Origin of the sequence: Inquilinus sp. CA228, assembly GCF_052078665.1 — a bacterium.
Lineage (GTDB): Bacteria > Pseudomonadota > Alphaproteobacteria > DSM-16000 > Inquilinaceae > Inquilinus.
Map to the genome: position 1 here is coordinate 1 of NZ_JBQJIK010000114.1, position 18,981 is coordinate 18,981.

General features: G+C 66.9%; 13 protein-coding genes and 1 pseudogene. 6 read left to right on the forward strand and 8 right to left on the reverse strand.

Going from position 1 to position 18,981, the window contains the following annotated elements:
- Positions 1 to 110, forward strand: a pseudogene (locus ACTOWL_RS35205) (IS5/IS1182 family transposase); the annotation flags it as partial.
- A gap of 565 nt (positions 111 to 675) precedes the next feature.
- Here ACTOWL_RS35205 and ACTOWL_RS35210 read toward each other — a convergent pair.
- The 5 genes from ACTOWL_RS35210 to ACTOWL_RS35230 form a co-directional block, all read right to left on the reverse strand.
- Positions 676 to 1,317, reverse strand: a complete 642-nt coding sequence (locus ACTOWL_RS35210; protein ID WP_441325970.1) for a histidine phosphatase family protein — start codon at positions 1,315 to 1,317, stop codon at positions 676 to 678.
- Between the two features lie 27 nt (positions 1,318 to 1,344).
- Positions 1,345 to 1,569, reverse strand: a complete 225-nt coding sequence (locus ACTOWL_RS35215; protein ID WP_441325971.1) for a hypothetical protein — start codon at positions 1,567 to 1,569, stop codon at positions 1,345 to 1,347.
- Positions 1,566 to 2,321: a COG4280 domain-containing protein gene (locus ACTOWL_RS35220; RefSeq protein ID WP_441325972.1), complete on the reverse strand. Its 756-nt coding sequence runs from the start codon at positions 2,319 to 2,321 to the stop codon at positions 1,566 to 1,568. Before ACTOWL_RS35220 ends, ACTOWL_RS35215 begins: the two co-directional genes overlap by 4 nt.
- Positions 2,318 to 3,211: a MurR/RpiR family transcriptional regulator gene (locus tag ACTOWL_RS35225; protein ID WP_441325973.1), complete on the reverse strand. Its 894-nt coding sequence runs from the start codon at positions 3,209 to 3,211 to the stop codon at positions 2,318 to 2,320. Before ACTOWL_RS35225 ends, ACTOWL_RS35220 begins: the two co-directional genes overlap by 4 nt.
- Before the next feature lie 94 nt (positions 3,212 to 3,305).
- Positions 3,306 to 3,506 carry a hypothetical protein gene (locus ACTOWL_RS35230; RefSeq protein ID WP_441325974.1) on the reverse strand — a complete coding sequence of 67 codons (201 nt, stop codon included), beginning with the start codon at positions 3,504 to 3,506 and terminating at the stop codon, positions 3,306 to 3,308.
- Between the two features lie 287 nt (positions 3,507 to 3,793).
- On the opposite strand from ACTOWL_RS35230, the gene ACTOWL_RS35235 reads away from it, so the two are divergent.
- On the forward strand, positions 3,794 to 4,462 hold the full coding sequence (locus ACTOWL_RS35235) for a response regulator transcription factor (RefSeq protein ID WP_441325975.1): 669 nt from the start codon (positions 3,794 to 3,796) through the stop codon (positions 4,460 to 4,462).
- A gap of 58 nt (positions 4,463 to 4,520) precedes the next feature.
- Here the strand turns inward: ACTOWL_RS35235 and ACTOWL_RS35240 are convergent, their stop codons facing one another.
- The 3 genes from ACTOWL_RS35240 to ACTOWL_RS35250 all read right to left on the reverse strand — a co-directional run bounded on the left by ACTOWL_RS35240 (position 4,521) and on the right by ACTOWL_RS35250 (position 8,203).
- On the reverse strand, positions 4,521 to 5,870 hold the full coding sequence (locus ACTOWL_RS35240) for a hypothetical protein (RefSeq protein WP_441325976.1): 1,350 nt from the start codon (positions 5,868 to 5,870) through the stop codon (positions 4,521 to 4,523).
- Positions 5,852 to 7,738 (reverse strand): hypothetical protein, encoded by a 1,887-nt coding sequence (locus ACTOWL_RS35245; protein WP_441325977.1) that lies wholly within the window; start codon positions 7,736 to 7,738, stop codon positions 5,852 to 5,854. Before ACTOWL_RS35245 ends, ACTOWL_RS35240 begins: the two co-directional genes overlap by 19 nt.
- A 273-nt stretch (positions 7,739 to 8,011) precedes the next feature.
- Positions 8,012 to 8,203 (reverse strand): hypothetical protein, encoded by a 192-nt coding sequence (locus tag ACTOWL_RS35250; protein ID WP_441325978.1) that lies wholly within the window; start codon positions 8,201 to 8,203, stop codon positions 8,012 to 8,014.
- A gap of 429 nt (positions 8,204 to 8,632) precedes the next feature.
- On the opposite strand from ACTOWL_RS35250, the gene ACTOWL_RS35255 reads away from it, so the two are divergent.
- From ACTOWL_RS35255 to ACTOWL_RS35270, 4 genes are all read left to right on the forward strand, one after another.
- Positions 8,633 to 10,285 (forward strand): ShlB/FhaC/HecB family hemolysin secretion/activation protein, encoded by a 1,653-nt coding sequence (locus tag ACTOWL_RS35255; RefSeq protein ID WP_441325979.1) that lies wholly within the window; start codon positions 8,633 to 8,635, stop codon positions 10,283 to 10,285.
- A gap of 22 nt (positions 10,286 to 10,307) precedes the next feature.
- A complete protein-coding gene (gene dacB / locus ACTOWL_RS35260; RefSeq protein WP_441325980.1) occupies positions 10,308 to 11,906 on the forward strand; it encodes a D-alanyl-D-alanine carboxypeptidase/D-alanyl-D-alanine endopeptidase in 1,599 nt (532 codons plus the stop codon).
- Between the two features lie 21 nt (positions 11,907 to 11,927).
- Positions 11,928 to 13,541, forward strand: a complete 1,614-nt coding sequence (locus ACTOWL_RS35265) for a D-alanyl-D-alanine carboxypeptidase/D-alanyl-D-alanine-endopeptidase (RefSeq protein ID WP_441325981.1) — start codon at positions 11,928 to 11,930, stop codon at positions 13,539 to 13,541.
- 68 nt (positions 13,542 to 13,609) lie between these two features.
- Positions 13,610 to 18,981, forward strand: a 5,372-nt coding sequence (locus tag ACTOWL_RS35270) for a beta strand repeat-containing protein (protein ID WP_441325982.1), incomplete at its 3' end; no start/stop codon positions are given.

The following is an 18,981-nucleotide window of genomic DNA, read 5'->3' on the forward strand; positions in this document are numbered from 1 at the left end:
CCAGATGGCGCCGCCTCGTCCGCGACTACGAAAAGCGCATCGACGTCTCGCACGCGATGATCCTCGTCGCCATGGGCGGAATTCTCATCCGACGAAACACTCATCCCTGATTTTCAAAACAGACTCTTAGATGGCGGCAGTCCGTATCCGAGCGAGAAGAACCTATGGACCTATGGGGACGCGCAGAATGGCTGCCCGGGCATCGTTGTCGAAGTCGATGGCAATGGATTTTTTTTCGAGGGGCGAAATGATGATTTTTTCTATGTTGCATAGAATGTGTATTGCTTGTCTCGTAGTTGCAGTATCTGGATGTCAGAGTTCAGCGGAGTGGCGTACAAAGGAAAAGGTAAGCGATGTCGCGAAATTATATATCAATACCAGATTTCCGGATTTTGATTTTTCTGGTATGGAGGAGAGGATAATAGATGACAAAGATAATTGGGTCATCGAGTATCGATACATACAGCCAAATCCGAATGAGAATGCGATAATACTCGGACCGGCGCCAGCGGTTCTGATTAGAAAGAGAGATATGAAGGTTATCGATTATCGGCTTGATCAATAGTGGATTCGGATGCCGCAGCTGGCGTACCTGGCCTGCAGCAGAGGTGGTCCACGGGAAAGCTGCTATGTGCCGGCCAAACCTCAATGGCCGCTTCGGGTCGGCTCCGGCCTTCACGGCACAACGAAGGCCCAGCCTGGCTGCCACTTGAGCGGAGCCTCCACCAGATCCTCCAGCCTTGCCCCGTCAAGCAGATGTTGCAGGTCCCATCTGTTGGCCGAATGGGCAATGACGAGCACCCGAGCGCCGTCCCACCGATCCTTGACGTCCTTCAGAAAGCTTTCGGTGGCCTCGACCACCTGTCGATAGCTCTGCCCGCCAGGGAACGGGTGCTCGAGATGCTGGCCTCGCATCGTGGCCAGCATCTCGACCGGACAGCCATTCAGTTCGCCGTAGTTGCATTCGCGCAGCCGCTTGTCCTGGTGGATGGGAATGGCGAGCCCGGAAAACGCGATGGCCGCTGTTTCGACGGCGCGATCGAGGTCCGACACGAACACCGCGGAAAGCCCGTCATTCCGCCGACGCGTGCCGAGTCTGGCCGCTTGCGCGCGACCAGCCGGTGACAGACGGCCGGGCAACCAGCCGGTGGCGATGCCCTTCTCATTGTCCTCGGTGGTCGAATGCGTTTCGTAGACGAGTTCAACTGCCAATGGCGCCATTTCCTGGAGAGGCCTTGCCGACATACTAGGCAAAGCGGAAACGACGGCAATGAGCCCGTCCGCGCCTTCCACGACCATCTCGGGCTGGCGTTCCACCTGCCGGCGGCGGCATAGCGGCTCCGATCACCCCCCGCCGCGGCGCTTCGCCCGCGCGGTCCGGACCAGGCTCTCGGCCAGGATCAGCAGGCAGCCGAGGAGGATCAGCAGCCCACCCTCCAGCCCCGGCAGCCCGGCCCAGCGGACTGCGGCGGCGACGGCGGCGATCAGCACGATCGCGGCCAGCGCCAGGGCGCCGTCATCGATGAACAGGCCCAGCAGCTCGGTCAGCACGGCCTTGATCGCGGTCATGGCGTGGCCCCCCGGGCCGGTTCGCCGGGCGGCAGCCGCAGCAGCCGGACGGCGGCGAAGGACGCGGCCGCGACCACCGCCAGGATGCCGAGCAGCGACAGATCCGCGCCCGGCCAGTGGGCGCCAAGGCCCTCGCCGGTCCAGAACACGCCGAAGGCGGTGAGCAGCAGGCCGACCGTGAATTTCAGCGTGTTCTCCGGCACCCGCGACAGCGGCTTGTGCACCACCAGCCCGATGATCAGCACCAGCAGGCAGGCCGCGGCGGCGCCGAGGCTGGCATAGCCGATCATGCCGCGCCCGGCGCCGACGGCGATGACGATGAACACGACCTCGGTGCCTTCCAGCAGCACCGCCTTGAACGCGGCGACGCCGGCCAGCCAGTCGGCGCGGCGCTCGGCGCTGCGGCGGCGCAGCTGGTCGGTCTCCGCCGCGAAGGCGCGGGCCTCGTCGCGCAGCGCGATCAGGCCCGACGCCCGCAGGATCGCCTTCCGCAGCCAGCGCAGGCCGAACAGGATCAGCAGCGTGCCGATCACGAATTGCAGCGCCTCGATCGGGACCAGCTCCAGCAGCGGGCCGAGCAGCAGGACCAGCACCGCCAGCACGCCCAAGGCCGCCGCGGTGCCGATGAAGGCCGGCCGCCAGCTCTGCGACAGGCCGACGGCCAGGATGATGGTGAACGCCTCCACCACCTCGACGAAGGAGCCGAGGAAAGCGGCGGTGATGGTGGAGATGATGGCGGTGGTATCGGTCATGGCGTCCGTTTCGGCCCCCGTCTCAGCCAGAGCTTGTCGATCTCGCCGCGCAGGGCGCCCAGCGTCTCCAGGCCTGCCAGCGCGCGCTCGCGGTCGCGCGCCGCCAGGGCGACGACCAGCGCCTCGATCAGCAGCATGGTGCCGGCATGCATCGACAGATGGTCGGCCCGGCCGCGCGGCACCGGCAGGATCGCCGCGACGCGCTCGCGGACGAAGGGGCCCAGGCTGTCGCTGACCAGCAGCACCGGCACCCGGTGCCGCTCGGCGACATCCAGCGTCACCGCCACCTCGCGATAGATCGGCGCATAGGCGATCAGGATCAGCGCGTCGCCCTCGGCGACCCGCAGCAGCCGGTCGGCCAGGCCGATGCCGGTCGCGGCCAGCGCCTCGCTGGGCAACCCGATGCGGCTGAACTGCAGCGCGGCGTATTCGGCCAGGCTGCCGGACGGACCGATGCCGAAGACATGCCGGCGCCGGGCGGCGGCCAGAATCTCCACGGCATGGGCGAAGGGGCGCTGGAACGCCGGCCCGGCCAGGGCCTCCGTGGCCTCGCGGTGGATCGCCAGGACATGCTGCAGCGCGCCGGCCGCGTCGTTGCCGACGACATCGAGGGTGCGGCGCATGCGGCTGCCCGGCGTGGTCGTCCCGGTCAGGTCGGCCAGCAGCGCCTCGCGCAGCTGCGGCAGCCCGTCGAAGCCGAGCGACCGCGCCGTCCGCACCACCGTGGCGTCGCTGGTGCCGGCCCGGGCCGCGATCTCCGCGGCCGAGGACAGCAGCACGGCCTCCTTCTGCTCGACGACGAAGCGGGCGACCCGCAGTTCCGCCGGCGACAGGCGGCCGATCGCCGCCTCGACGCGCTGTTCGATCGGGAGTGGGGCGAGATCGGTCACGTCTGGACACGTCGATGTTGCAACTGCTACAAACACTCATACACGAAGCAGTTGCTACAGAGAAGTGTGGAGGTGCGGCCTTGCCGTCATCGGGTCAGGCGTCGTCCCGGCGCGCGGCGGACAGGATCGATTTCAGGTGGTCGACGATGCGGGCGGCGTTGGTCGGCCGGGCGGCGGGGCCGGCCTCCACCTCCCGCGGAGGACCCAGGCGGTCCGGCTCGTACCAGCCGTCCGGGGCGTCGCCTGCCGCGGATCCGTCGAGCGGATCATCGGCCGCGGAACGGGCGATGGACAATTTCGGTTCGGAGATCGGCTTGCTATCGCCAGACATCGTTAACCTCTGGGGCGGTCTATCAGGAGGATCTGTAAGGAGGCCTATATATAGTTCGGCCGAGAGATCTGAAGAGTCTAGATGAGAAAGATAACGGATTTTTAATATTGGCCTTAATTTGTAGGTCTATGCTTTGTCATGACTATCTATATTTTTATAGTAGAAATTTTTTGTGAGATTTTCCGTGGCAAATCGAGTTTGTTATTGATGCTGTCCAGCCCGGGCTGGGCCGTTGGGGGTTGCGCGTTGCGATGAGGATCCTGCTGATCGAGGACGATGCGGACACTGTCGCCGAGGGCCTGACGGCCAACGGCCATGTGGTGGAGGCGGTGGATGAAGGGCCGCGCGGCTTCCTGGCCGCCGCCAGCGGCGCCTTCGAACTCCTGGTGATCGATTGCATGGTGCCGGGGCTCGACGGCCTGGCCCTGGTCCGGCGGCTGCGCGCCGCCGATGTCGGGACGCCGGTCCTGTTCCTGACCGCGATGGGCGGGATGGAGGACCGGGTCGCGGGGCTGGAGGCAGGCGGCGATGACTGCCTGCCGAAGCCCTTCGCCCTGCCGGAGCTGCTGGCCCGCGTCGAAGCGCTGGGCCGCCGCGCCCGCCACGGCACGGCGGAGACGGCGCTGCGCTGCGGCGACCTGGAGATGGACCTGCTGCGCCGCTCGGTCACCCGCGCCGGCAACCCGGTCGAGTTGCAGCCGCGCGAGTTCCAGCTGCTGGAATACCTGCTGCGCAATGCCGGCCGCGTGGTGAGCAAGGCCATGCTGCTGGAGCATGTCTGGCACCTGCGCTTCGACCCGAGCACTAATGTCGTCGCGGCGCATATGAGCCGGCTGCGCGGCAAGCTCCATCGATCCGCCGCGGGCGAGCTGATCACCACGATCCGCGGCGCCGGCTACCGGCTTGGCCCGCCGGGTTAGATGCCTGGTCCCGGCATTTGGAGAAGCGGATTGAGAGAGAACCGTTCGGGACGGAGCCTCAGTCTCCTGCAGGCTCGATCAGCACGTCCACGAAGCCCTTGCCGGTGAGGCGGGTTTCGAGATCGGTGCGGACCGGCTGGGGCCGGTCCAGCCATTTCTGTTCATAGGCGTCGTAGTTCGGCAGGTCGGCGATCTGATCGGGGCCCAGTTCGTTCGCGTAGATCCTGGTGTTGCCGACCCGCTTGCCGATTTCGAGCAGCAGCGTGGCCCGGGGAATGACCTTGTAGGTGGTGCGCTCGGTCGAGACGACCGCCTTGGCCTTCGGTCTCGCGCCGGCGCCGGGAAGCGGCAGTATCGCATCCAGAATCTGGCTGGGCTCGGTCACCTCGCCGTCTTCCTTGTCGTTCCAGGGTGTCGAATTGATGCTGCCGTGATGGCCGATCTTGAGAAAATCGATGGGCTTGCCGAGCTCTTCCTTCCGCAGTTTCCAAGCGGTGTTCCAGGCGAAATTCTTCTTCTTGTCCCGATAGGCGCGGTTCCATTCGGCGTCGCCGACGAACAGCAGCCGGCGGCCGCGCCATTCGATCAGCAGCATCACGCTGGTGTTGTTGACGACCTCGCCCTCCTCCTCGGCAAAGGCGAAGGCGCTCGACATCATGCGCGACCGCAGGCGTTGGAAGTCGGATGCGCTGATGTTGGCGGGGGTGTCGACGTCGCCGCCGCCGGCTTTCGGCGCCAGCACGCCGGTCGCGGCGGCAAAGCCGTGCAGGATCGCCGGCCCGGCATCGCCGAGATAGGTGGCATCGATGTCGAATTCGGGCCCGAGCACCTTGAATGTGGCGCCGGTCAGAGTCTTCGGCTGCAGCGCCGCCGGCTTCAGGTCGGCATGGACGTAGAGCGGCGTGATGCCGTTCCGCTCCGGCAGCGTCGTCCGCAGCGCGTCGACGGCGCCGTCATTGCCGATCCCGTAGCGATCGACGATGTCCTGCAGCTCGGGGCTCAGCGCCAGGCCGCGCAGGGCGATGTTGCGCATCGCCGTCGCGGCCATGTCGTGCAGCTGATGCGCGAATTTCGCCTGCGGGTGATCGCGGTCCATGGCGACGCTCATCCACAGATTCTCGATCCTGATCGCGTCGAACCACTTCGGGTCGATGCCCTTGATGTGGTCCTCGTGCTCGTGGCTGATGAGCAGGAGGTCGAGGCGCTTCTTGCCGCCTTCGTCCGGCAGCTCGCCCTTCAGGTGATCGAGCGCGGTCTTGAGCAGATCACCGACGGCTCTCGTCCCGCAGTCGATCAGGATGTGGAAGTCGTCGACCCTGCCACCCTTCTTGCGGGCCTTGGGGATACGGACATAGATGCAGTCGCCGACGCCCACACTGTAGGCGCGGATCAGGAGCTGATTGTCCACGGCCGTTCTCCCATCTCCTCGTCCTCGTCGCTCTTGATGCCGATATGCGGCGACAGCCCGAAGCGGACGGTCCCGCCGTCGCTGGTCGCCGTCACCGGCGCCATCGACTTCGCCAGCAGGCCGGCCGCGCCTCCCGCCGCGCCGTCGCCGATGCGCCCGGCCGCGATACGCGCGGCAAGGGCGTCGAGGAAGGCCTCGCGCCGGGCCTTGCCGGCTTCGGCCTCGGCCTCCTCGGCCGCGCGTTTGCGGGATCCGCCGATCAGCGGCATGGTCCCCGGCTTCCTCCGCCAGTCGAGGCGGTTGCCGTCGATGTCGAGCGCCAGGGTGCCGCCGCAGAGCATCTGGGTGGTCTGCCCGTCGAAGCGGCCGAACCGCTCGCCGTCGAGCCGCACATCCTCGCGCCAGATGTATTGCAGCAGAACCTGTCTCGGCTGGCGGCGGGCCGCGACCGTCAGCTTCTGCGCCAGCGACAGGTCGGTGACGACGACATCCGCGGCGAAGGGGATGAACAGCTCCCTGCGGTTGTCGTCGAGGAAGCGGTAGGCGTTGGCGCGGGAGGCCGCGATGCTCTGCGGGTCGTGGAAGATGGCGACGTCCAGGCGGTCGAAGACGGTCGTCGGCTTCGTGAGGTCGGCGACCCGCTCCTCGCTGAGAAGCCCGCGGGCGGCGAAGACGTCGATCATCATGGCGCGATAGCGGTCGGGATCGGTCGGGTTGACGATCTGCTCGTTGCGCAGCACCGCCAAGACGTAGTCCTCGAAGGTCGCGTCGACCGGCGGCAGCAGGTCCAGTGGCTGCAAGGCCATGCATTGCATGCGGGAAATCGTGCGCCAGAGCGCGACCTCCACCGACATGCGCTCGGTCTTCATGTAGTGGGCGGTCAGCCGGCGAATGATGTCGAACATCGCGCCGGTGAGGACCTGGGACATGTAGTGATGGCGCTGGTCGTCCTTCACATCCGCGTATGTCAGCTCGTTGCGGGCGCTTCGCAGATAGGGCTTGTCGCCGATGTTGCTGCCGAACTCCTCGGCCAGGCTCGACAGCGGATTGTCGCTCTCGAGGTCTCCCTTGGTGGCTTTGGCGATCTGGATGCGGAAGGCGGTGTTGCGGAAGGCGATCAGGATCGCCGAGATGTCGCCCAGGAATTCGTGGAAGGCCGCGGTCTCGGTCAGGATGGATTCGTGATAGTGCGGCCGGATGCCGTCGAGCACGGCATGGCCGAATTCGTGGTTGATGATGTCGGCCGACAGGCAGGTGTGGATGCGCTTCCGCGCCTTACCCTCGCCGCGGTCGAAATAGTAGAATTGCAGCGACTTGCTGTCGCGGTCGTAGAAGGCGTTCTCGCCGTAGCCGGCATGCGGCACGACGATCAGGCGGTTGCCCTCGAACCCCCAGTCGATGCGGCGGCCGAGGCCGAAGCCGTTCTCGAAGAAGTCGAGCGCGTTCTGCAACGTCGCCCAGGCATTCATCTGGTGGAATTGCGGCGAGTCGAGATTGCGGCGGTCGAGCACCTCGCCCTTGGTGTCGAGGAACTTGCCGAGCTTGTCATCCCAGCGGGCCGGGGGAGTCAGGGTCTCGCTGCTGCCGTCATAGTCCACGACCGCGAAGCGCGCGCTGGTCGGCCCGTCGGCGAGGCCCGGCTCCCACGGCACGGTGAACTTCTCGTCGAAATCATAGGCCGGGTTGGATGCCGTGACGTAGGGGTCCTGGAAATAGACGTCAAAGGGGAGGCGGACGCCCAGATCATTCTGCGTGTCGCGATCCAGGAACTGGCGCGCGGCATACAGCTTGGGCCGGGCGCTCCTGGCCTTGGCCGCGGCATCCGCTGCGGCCTCGGCGTCGATGGGCGGCTTTGGTCTTGCTGCCATTGTGACGATCCACAATAGGGTCTGTGAAAAGGCTGAAGCATCAAGGCGGCAGAACGAAACAAGTCGAAGTATTGTCGATGGATACGAAGTAACCCTTCGCTACCTGCCGCTTTGTCCGAGGGTCTCGGCGTTCCGACCGCCTGCCGGTCTGTTTGGAAAAATTCGAGCAAAAAACATGCACGAGCGAATTTCCACAATCTACCACGCCGGCGGCATCAGAGGAATATCCCCACGGCAGATATCGCAGCTCGCCCCGCCGTCCGTTCCGCCCGGTCAGAACACATCCTTCGCGTCGAACACCAGGATGAAGCTCCCCTCCGGCCATCCACCCTGGGGAACCGGCCAGGGCTGGCACACCGGGTTGACGACCGCCCGCAGGGCCGCATGCGCCCAGGCCGGGTTGACGCGACGGAACACTGCCGCGAGATCCTTGCACGTCACTGCGCCGACGAGAGCAGCCGTCACTCGCAGCTTCCGATCGATATCCCGCGCCGCACCCCCTCCCTTCCTCCTATTGCCCCGTCGCCACGACGAGTCCGATTTTCCAGGGCAAATCTTCCAGGAAAAGACAAAGAATTCTATACACTCATAACCGGTTATCTGGGACCAATATCTTCGAAGTTTGCGAGGTCCAAGGCTTGAGGATTCAGGCGCAGGCAAACCCCTATTCGGAGGGCCGCGCTGGCGACAATGGTTGGATGGACAATCATCAACGTAGTATCGGTCAGGAATCGAGTATCGTCTGACGGTCGACTTTGGAAATATTGGCGCGGAGCGGTCGTGCCTCATGTCGATCAAACCTTCGACAGTGGACACCAGAGCTTCCGTGACCACCAACAGTATAACGAAGTGCGGCAGGTTGTTGCTCAAGATAGAGTGCCTTGGGAGCAAAGAATGAGTCAGGGCAATCGGCTTTGTCTTGCGACCAAAGTAACGCTGATCGCCTCAGGCCTGCTCTGGGCTCTGGCCGCGCGTGCCGAGGCGCAGGACGCAGACCGCATCATCCGAGACCAGACGACCGTCATCGAGCGGTTCGAGCCGCCACCGCAGCGGCCTCCAAGCATTGCCGTGACACACGCCGCCCCGGTCGCCGGCGTGCCCATCGAGCAGCTCGGAACCGTCCGCTTCACACTCCGCAGCGTCGATCTCGAAGGCGCAAAGACGCTCGATCCGGTCCTCTTTTCTCCGCTCTGGCGAAACCTGATCGGTCGAGAGATCTCGCTTGTCGACCTGAAATCTGTGATCGACGGAATCGAACGCGTCTACCGCGAAAACGATTACTATGGAGCGGGCCTGGTTCCACAACAGGATTTCACCACTGGCCGCATCCGCATCGTCGTCTATGAATCCTATATCCGCGACGTTGTCGTCGAATCGGATCGGCCGGGTCTCAAGGAGAGGCTGAAGCCCTATATCGACCGCATGGTGGCGATGCGGCCGGTCCGCATCTCCAGCCTTGAGCGCTACCTGCTGCTCATCGCCGATATCCCCGGCGTCACGATGCAAGCTGACCTCTCTAAAGTCGAGGACGATCCGGCCGCAGGACGGCTGGTGCTGAAGGTCGACGCCACACGGTTCGGGTTCGATGCCCGTCTCGACAATCTCGGTACGCCGGCCACCGGGCCGCTGCAGCTTTCCGGTATCGCGCGCCTCAACGATGCTCTCGGATTGTTCGAGGGCACCGAAGTGCTCGCGGTGACAAATCCTGCCGACCCCGACGAGCTCGTCTTCCTGCGGTTCGGGCAGTTGTTCCCGCTCGGGCCGTCGGGTTTCTTCGCCGGATACGAGTTCGGCCAGGTCTGGTCGAATCCGGAGGCCGATGACGACATCCACGCCGAGACCACGTTCGGTAAGGCCTTCCTGAGATACGCGATCGTGCGTGCGATCGACCACAGCCTGATCGCCGATATCGCGATCAATGGCAAGGATATCGCGGTCGACGTCAACGGCGATCCGGCGGTGCGGGAGAGCAACCGATGGCTGACGGCAACAGCCACCTACGACACGATGATCGCCGGCGTCGCCATCGTCGCCGAGGCCGGCCTGGGCCAGGGCTTCAGCGGCCTCGGCTCGGACACCGACAACGACGATTTCACCTATGTGTTCGGGCAAGGCACGCTCTCGCGCGACATCACGGATTCCCTCTCGGCGCAACTGCAGTTCGCGTGGCAACACGCCTTCACCGAGCTTCCCTCGGCGGTCCGCTTCGACCTGGGAGGCGAGCCCTACAGCCGCGCCTTCGACAGCGCCTCCATCACCGGGGATAACGGCATTGCGGCGGCGTTCCAGCTTCGGCAGAGGATCGACACCGGCATCGCATGGCTGACCGATCTCAGCCTGTTCGGATTCGTCGACTATGGCGCGGTCTGGAATCCGCCCGACAGAGACTACGACGTCGCCTCGCTCGGTTCGGTCGGGGGCGGCATCCAGACCGTGATCGGCGAGCGCTTCAACGCCACCGCCTATGTCGCGACGGCCTACAAGGACGAGCCGAAGCTCGACGTCGATGGCGTCCTGTTCCGCTTTGCCGTGGGAGCAAAGTTCTAGCCGTGCTGAAGGGAGCAACCTGATGTCCTCCATCCCCCCGATGTCCATGGCGGTGCTCGCCGCTGTCGTCGGCCTTGCCGTTGCTTGCGGCGAGGCGCAGGCCGATACCCTGGCTCCGGTCGTGGGCGACCTGCCCGCAAGCGTTTCGGCCCAGATCGAGACAATCCAGTCGAAACCAGCCTACGCGCATACCAACTGGGGGATGCGCGTGGCTGATCTCGCCACGGGTGCCGTGCTCATCGATCAGGCGGGCGACCGGTCACTGACCCCCGGATCGATCATGAAGGTCTACAGCTCGGCCACCGTGCTCGACCTGTATGGGCCAGACTACCGGTTTCACACTCCGGTCTACCGGGCCGGGGCGGTGTCGGGCGGCGTGCTCGGCGGAGACCTGGTCCTGGTCGCTTCAGGCGATTTCAGCTTTGGCCTGCGCGAACAGCCGGACGGCACGCTCGGCTACAACAATTTCCCGGAGATCGACCACAACTATGCCGATACGGGCTTTGCCGGAGGCGCTCTGGTCAAGGGGAGCGACCCGCTGACCGCCCTGGACAACCTGGCGAAGGCAGTCCGTGCGTCCGGCATCGCCGAAGTCAGAGGCGACGTCATCGTCGACACACGACTATTTGACACCTACCGCGACCCGACCGACGGGATCATCTCGCCGATCTGGCTCAACGAGAATGTCGTCGACATCGTGACGACGGCGGCGAGCGCGGGTCAGCCGGCGAAGGTCGATTGGCGTCCGAAGACCGCTGCGATCAAGGTGGTGGCCGAGGTGATGACGGTCGCGGAAAACCCGAAGCCCATCAGGATCGAAACGCCCGCCCCGGGAGAGGTCCGCGTCACGGGCGAGATCGCCGCCGGATCTCCGCCCACCTTGAACATCTGGCACGTGCCCGACCCGGCTGCCTTCGCCCGGACCGCCTTCATCGAAGCCCTCCGGCGCGCCGGCGTGAAGGTCGAGGCGAACCCGCTCGGCCGGAACCCCGCCGACAAGCTGCCCGATGCGGCAGCATTGTCTGCCGAGACCAAAGTGGCGGAGCACGTCTCACCGCCGCTTTCCGAATACGTCAAGGTCGTGCTCAAGGTCAGCTACAATCGCGGTGCCCACCTGCTGCTGTGCCTTGCCGCGGTGAAAGCCGGAAGCCGCGACTGCGAGGCGGGAATCGGCAAGGAGCTGGAGCTGCTCGACCGCCTCGGCGTGTCGCGACAGAGCACTTACGTCTTCGACGGCGCCGGTTCCAACGACCACGCCAAGACCGCCCCCGCCGATCAGACGACGGTGCTGACGCGGATCGTCAAGGAGCCCTGGGGACGGTCCATACGGCGCGGGATGGCCATCCTGGGCGTGGATGGGACACAGGCCGCGAACGGTGTCGGAACCCCGGCGGCCGGGCATATCCAGATCAAGGACGGCACCCGGATCACGACAGCGCCCGGAGACTATCAGGGCCTGATCATCGCCAAGACGCAGGTCGGCTACATCGAGGCGAAAAGCGGTCGTGATCTCGCATTTGCGATCTTCCTGAACACGGCGCCCTTTGCCTCGATCGAGGATTTCATTGCCGCCGATCACGACATCGCTGCGATCGCTGCTGCGATTCAGCAGGCCTATTAGGCCGCAATCCAGGAGGACGAGGTGGAACGACCCGGTTTCAACAGAGTGCGACGCGCCTTGATCTCCGCTTCAGCCGCTGCGGTGCTGCTCGGCTGCGCCGCGACCGGCTCGGCCGCAGCCCAGACCGATCTGCCCCCGGCGATCCGTGCGATCATGGATGCGCCGCGCTATTCCGGGGCGGTCTGGGGTCTGCGTGCGATCGACCTCGCCTCAGGCGCGACGACGACGTCCTATGGCGCAGACGCCCTGTTCTTCACGGGTTCGGTGCGGAAACTGTTCTCGGTCGGTCTCGCGCTGAATGCGCTCGGCATCGACCATCGTTTCGAAACGCCGGTCTATCGTGTCGGTGAATTGGCGCCTGACGGAACCCTGCAGGGCGACCTCGTCCTCGTCGCCAGCGGCGACCTGACCCTCGGCGGACGGACCACGGCCGACGGCAAGGTCGCCTTCACCAATTTCGACCATACCGAGGCCAACTCGCTCGGCAGTGCGATCCTGACCAAGCCCGATCCGCTTGCCGGCCTCGATCTCCTCGCCGGGCAGGTCGCCGCGTCCGGCATCAAAGCCGTCGCCGGCGATGTCATCGTGGACGATCGCCTCTTCGACCAGTTTCGGGTGCCGAACGGGAATGTCCTGATCACACCGATCATCGTGAACGACAACCTGATCGACGTCACGATCCTGCCAACTGAACCCGGACGCCCGGCAAACGTCGACTGGCGCCCAAAAACCGCGGCCTTCGCGGTCACGTCGGAGGTGCGGACCGTCGCTGCTGGCGAACCGCTCGAGATCTCCCTGGAGACCTCGCCCGACGATCCCGGACTGGGGATCGTCAAGGGCCAGATACCGGTCGGATACAAGCCTGCCCTGCCCGGCGTGCCGACCTTGGTCCGGACGTTTCCGATCGCCGATCCGTCAGCCTTTGCGCGCACGGCGCTGATCGAAGCGCTGGGCCGGGCGGGCGTACCCGTCAAAGCGGCGGCCACCGGCCCGAATCCGAGTGCGAGGCTGCCGTCGGGCGACGCGTATCGGCGGACCGCGCAAGTCGCCCGGTTCACGTCGCCGCCATACTCGGAGTACGCCAGGCTGATCCTCAAGGTCAGCCACAATCTCGGCGCCAATATGAGCCTCGTCCTGTTCGGGCTGACGAAAGGGGCGAGGACGATCGGGACCGCCCTTGCGGCCGAACGGACCGCGCTCGTGACGGAGTACGGGCTCCGTGCCGATGGCTTCGACTTTCCGACCAATGGCAGCGGCAGCCCCGACAGCCGCGCAACGCCCGCTGCCGTGACCGATCTCCTCGCCGCGATGCGGAAGACGAAGGCGGCAGGAGTGTATTTCGACGCCCTGCCGGTTCTTGGTGTCGACGGCTCCCTGGCGACGGTCGGCGTCGATCCGCCGAATCCGGTCATTGCGCCGGCCATCGGGCGGGTCTTCGCGAAGACCGGGACGACGGTCGAGGGCGACACGCTCAAGGCTCAGGTCTTTGCCGGATACCTGAAATCCAGGGCGGGGAAATTGCTCGCCTATGTCGTCTATGTGAACGATGTCGCGCCGATCAGCAGCATCGCCGATGTCATCGAGGTCTTCGGCGACGAGGGTGAGATATCGGCGATCCTTTACAATCTCAACTGACCGGTTCGCCGGTGCCGATGGCTCGGCGGATGCTGTGATCAGCGCGGTGTCGAGAAGGGGGGAACACAATGACCGGGTGGTGGAAAGCAGACGGGTCCTGCACAACAATGGAAGGCGGCCTCGCGGACCGCCGGAGCGGTGCCGGAGAAGCCGACCCGGGTCCGGGGCGCCTTTCGGGGTCATGGATCGCCCTGGCGCTCGGCGGCATCGCCTTCGCCCAGATCACGGTCCCCACCACGGCGCAGGCGCAGTGCAGCTCGAGCAGCAATCCGTCTCCACCGCCTGTGGTCACGGCGAATTTCTCGAACCAGACCTTCGGCGCTCCACCGCTGAAGTCTTATGGCGTGGCTTCGCTGGGTCTCGCCGGCTGTATCGGGGCCGATGGAGGCGATGACGAAAACGGCTTCCCTGGCAGTCCGGGACAGCCCGGCGGGCAGATCACCGGCGTCAACAAAGCCCTGACCCTCATCGGCGGCGGCAACCTTGACTCTAACCTCGAGACGTTCGGCGCAATCATCGTCAGCCAGGGCGGAGTTGGAGGCGCCGGCGGTCAAGGCGGCTACACCGGCCTGGACGAAAACCGGGGCGGCATTGGCGGCGCCGGCGGGGCGGGCGGCAATATTGCCGTCAGCTTCGACGGCACCTTCGTTCCGGACCCGAAGACCGGTCTGGCGACCTACGGACTCTACGTGTCGTCCGCAGGCGCCGAGGGCGGCAGGGGAGGAGATTCCAACGATGGCGGAATCTTCTCCAAGAACGCGGGCGCTGGCGGGCCAGGGGGGGCCGGCGGCTCGGTCGCGCTCACGGCAAGTGGATCGGTCCAGGCGGAAGCTTTCGGCGTTTCGGCGCTGTCCAGCGGCGGTTCGGGCGGAAACGGGGGCAATGCCGCCTCCATAGACAAGGCAGACGACACAAATGGCGGCCATGGCGGCGATGGCGGACAGGCGGGCTCGGTGTCGCTGAATTGGCTGGGCGGCACTGTCACGACCGGGCAAATCGGTTTGCTTGCCACCGCAGATGGTGGGATCGGAGGCGCCGGAGGCGATGCAGCTTTCGTATTGCTCGCCACCACCAGCGGTGGCAATGGCGGTGCGGGCGGCAATGGCGGCACAGCCATGCTGTCGTTAAGCGGCGGCGAGGTCACCGTCAACCAGGACCCGGCCCGTCAGGCGGGCGCCGGACTCTATGTCTCGGCCATCGGCGGCGCTGGCGGCCATGGCGGAACTGTGAGCTTCGGGGCCGGAGAGGGAGGCGGCAGCGGCGGGAATGGCGGGACTGGTGGCGCTGCCGGCGCCGCCATTCTCGGCTCGGTCGCCTATTCCAGCCAGAGCGGCGGTCAGGGCGTCCTGGTTCAGTCCAACGGCGGCGCCGGCGGGCCCGGTGCGGGGGCTGGCGGTGACGGCCAGGCCGGCGGCGGCGGATTCGCGGGCGCCGGCGGTGGTGTCACCCTGTTCCTGGGCAACGCTGCGACCACGGGCACCGTCCGAACCTCGGGGACGCTCGCCCATGGCGCCGTGGTGCAGAGTGTCGGCGGTGCCGGCGGCACTGGCGGCAATGCGAGTTTCTTCGCCAGTGCCGGCGCCGGGGCAGCGGGCGGGGATGGCGGCCCGGTCGTGGTCCAGGCGCCCAACGGCTCGGTGATCGCCACCGGCAAGAGCGCCATCGCGATGGTGGCGCAAAGCGTCGGCGGCGGCGGCGGCGTGGGCGGCGACACGAACGACATCTCGATCGGCACCCAGATTGCCATCGGCGGCAATGGCGGTCTCGGCGGCAATGGCGGAGCGGTCAATGTCGACTTGACGAACGGCGTGTTCGCCTCCACCAGCACGCTCGGCGGCGCGGGCATCCTGGCCCAGAGCATCGGCGGGTCCGGCGGGGCCGGCGGCAGCGCGGCCTCGACGGGCGTCGGCTTCTTTTCGATGACGATCGGCGGCGACGCCGGCGGCGGCGGCGGCGGTGGCCTGGTGAACGTCACCAACAAGTCGCTGATCACCAGCTATGGCGATCATGCGGCCGGCATCCAGGCGCAAAGCATCGGCGGCGGCGGCGGCAAGGGCGGCTCGGCGTTCACCTTTGCCGCCAACGCCCTTCCGACTGCGGCGGTCGCGGTCGGCGGCCGCGGCGGCAGCGGCGGCCCGGCGGGGGATGTTGCCGTCAGCAACACCGGCCAGGTCACGACCTACGGCGCGGATGCCACCGGAATCCTCATCCAGAGCATCGGTGGCGGGGGCGGAACGGGTGGGGCAGCGGCCGCGCGCGCGGTCGATCTCTCGCCGAGCAAGGAGGTCCCCGCCATCTCGATCTCGGTGGCGATGGGCGGAAAGGGCGGGGCGGGCAACACCGGCGGCCAGGTCGCACTCGACAGTAACGGGCTGATCGCCACGGCCGGCGACGGCGCCATCGGGGTCATGGCGCAAAGCGTGGGCGGCGGCGGCGGCACGGGTGGCGACAGCACGGCGGCGTCCTATTCCGGCGGCCCCCAGGCCGGCGTCACGATCTCGCTCGCGGTGGCGGTCGGCGGCGCCGGGGGCACCGGCGGGACCGGCGGCGCGGTGACGGTGTGGAATGACGGCCTCGTGGCCACGCGGGGCCAGGATGCCTATGGCGTCTTTGCCCAGAGCGTCGGCGGCGGCGGCGGGGCCGGCGGCGCCGGTGATGCCTCGTCGGCGGCGAGCAAGGCAAAGGGCAGCTTCGCCGCCTCGATCGGCGTGGGCGGCACCGGCGGCACCGGCGGCCACGCCGACACCGTCGATGTGACCAGCACCGGCGCGGTGACGACGGTCGGCGACGGGTCCGATGGGGTGTTTGCCCAAAGCGTCGGCGGGGGTGGTGGCGCCGGCGGGGGCGGGGTCGCCACGGCCGGCGGCGGCAATCTCAGCCTTGCCGTCGGTGTCGGCGGGAGCGGCGGCGCGGGCGGAAACGGCAACACCGCCACGGTCACGAATGGCGGCAGCATCGTGACCCGCGGCACCGATGCGATCGGCCTGTCGGTGCAGAGCATCGGCGGCGGCGGCGGCAAGGGCGGCAAAGGCGGTGCCACCGCCGGCGGATCACCCGACTTCTCGAATGCGAAAGCCTTGTTCGACATCCTGGCAAACGGTCTGGGCCTCAATCAGACGGTCACCAATCTCGGCGACGGCATCCTGCGGATCGGGCAGATCGGTCAGGAGATCCAGGCGACCTATGACGAGTTGAACGGCATCTTCTCGCAGCCGCAGGCGGGTGATCCGGAGAACGGCACCGCCAAGCAGATGAACGTCTCGGTGTCGGTCGGCGGCAGCGGCGGGGCCGCGGGCGACGGCGGCGCGGCCAATGCGACCAACACCGGGGGGATCGCGACCTCGGGGGCGCAGTCGGACGGCATCTATGCGCAAAGCGTCGGCGGCGGTGGCGGCAGCGGCGGCGCCGCAACGTCGACCAGCGGCGCCGCCGACGACACGCCGATCCAGACCGCGATCGGGGTGGGCCGCAAGGGTGGCGGCGGCGGCACCGGCGGTGTCGTGACGGTGGTCAACGAGGCGGGCGCCAAGATCCTGACGCAGGGCGTGGCCGCGTTCGGCATCATGGCGCATAGCGTGGGCGGCGGCGGCGGCGAAGGGTCGCTGGCCGGCACCGTCAGCGGCTCGCTGAAGAGCCTCTCCGTCGGAATCGGCGGCGATGGCGGCCCCGGCGGGAATGGCGGCGCGGTCGGCGTCACGACGGACGGCGCGATCACCACCACCGGCAAGCACGGCATCGCCATCTTTGCCCAGAGTGTCGGGGGCGGCGGCGGGCTGGTCCGGACGATGACCACCGACGAGACGTTCGATCCCTCCAAGATCGTCGACAACCCGCAAGGGCGGATTGGCGACGTCCACGGCTTGACGTTGGCGCTGGGCGGCAAGAACGGCATCGCCGGCAACGGCGGGGACGTCTCCGTCGCCACGGGCGGCCCCATCACCACATCCGGCCTGGACGCGCATGGCATCCTGGCGCAGTCGATCGGGGGTGGCGGCGGGATGGCCGTCGGGGGGCAGATCATCCTTCCGGGCGGCGCGGGCGGGCCCGGCGGCGCCACCGGCAACGGCGGCAATGTCGCCATCCAGCTCAATACGGGCACGGCGATTTCCACCGCCGGCGACGGCGCCTACGGCATCATTGCCCAGAGCATCGGCGGCGGCGGCGGCTTCGCCGGCGATCCGTCCGCGGTCCACTACTACCAGACGGGTACGGCGCTGGCCGTGAAGTCCAACACCGGCAATGGCGGAGACATCTCGATCGCTGCGGAGAACGCCCGCATTCAGACCACGGGCGCTTATGCCCCGGCCATCTTCGCTCAGAGCATCGGCGGCGGCGGCGGCATGGTCAATTACAACAACGCCGACGGTTCTCTGGACAAGATTCAGGCGCGGGGCACTGCCGGCGGCGACGGCAGCGGCGGTGCCATAACGATCTCGCTCGTCAACAGCCGGGTCCAGTCGTTTTCGACGGGGTCGTCGGGCATCTTCGCCCAGAGCGATGGAGGACTGGGAGCAGGCAAGATCAAAATTTCGATCGATAGCCTTTCGGAGGCTAACGGCGGCAAGCCCGACCTTGCCTTCCCCGCTGGTCAAGACCCCACACAGCGCGACGCGGCGGCCATCCGGCTGATGGGCGGTGTCGGGAACGAGATCGACAATGCGGGGGGGATCACTGCCGCGGTCGGTGGCATTGCGATCCTGACCGACACGCCGTCAAGCAACACCCAGGTCACGAACACGGGAACGATCTCGGGCGACATCGTCTTCAACAGCGGGACCGGCAATGTCGTGGACAACCGTCCCGGCGGCGTGATCGAGGCCTTTACAGCCATCAACCTGAGCGGCGGCCAGCTCCGCAATGCCGGCACCTTGCAGGTCGGCGGCGCCGGCGCGATCGGCAGGACGACCGTGACGGGCGACCTCGTCCAGAGCGCCACGGGCCGTCTGGTGGTGGAGACGAACCACAGCATCGGCACGGCGGACCTCCTCGATGTGCAGGGCCATGCGCGCCTGGGCGGCATGGTGGAGGTGCATCCGGTGTCGCTCGCCAACCGCGCCGTGACGGTGCTGAGCGCGACGGAGGGGCTGGCGGTCGATCCGGGCTTCACGGCCAGCCGCACCCATCTCTACCGCTTCGATACGCAACAGTCCGGCGGGACCCTGCAGGTGCAGCCGGTGGCGGAGTTCAGCGCCGCGGCCGGCCCGCTGGGCCGGAACCAGCGGCGGGTGGCGGCGCATCTGCAGCAGCTCTGGGACAGCGGTGCAGGGTTCGACGAAGGCTTCACGGCGCTCGCCGGCGTCGGGGACGGAGGCAGCTACGCGCGAGCGCTGAGCAGCCTGTCCGGGCAGACGGTCGGGGCGGTCGCAGCCCTCCGCTACAGCTCGAGCCACGGCTTCGTCACCAACATGCTGGACGAATGCGCGACCTTCGAGGGCGCCGG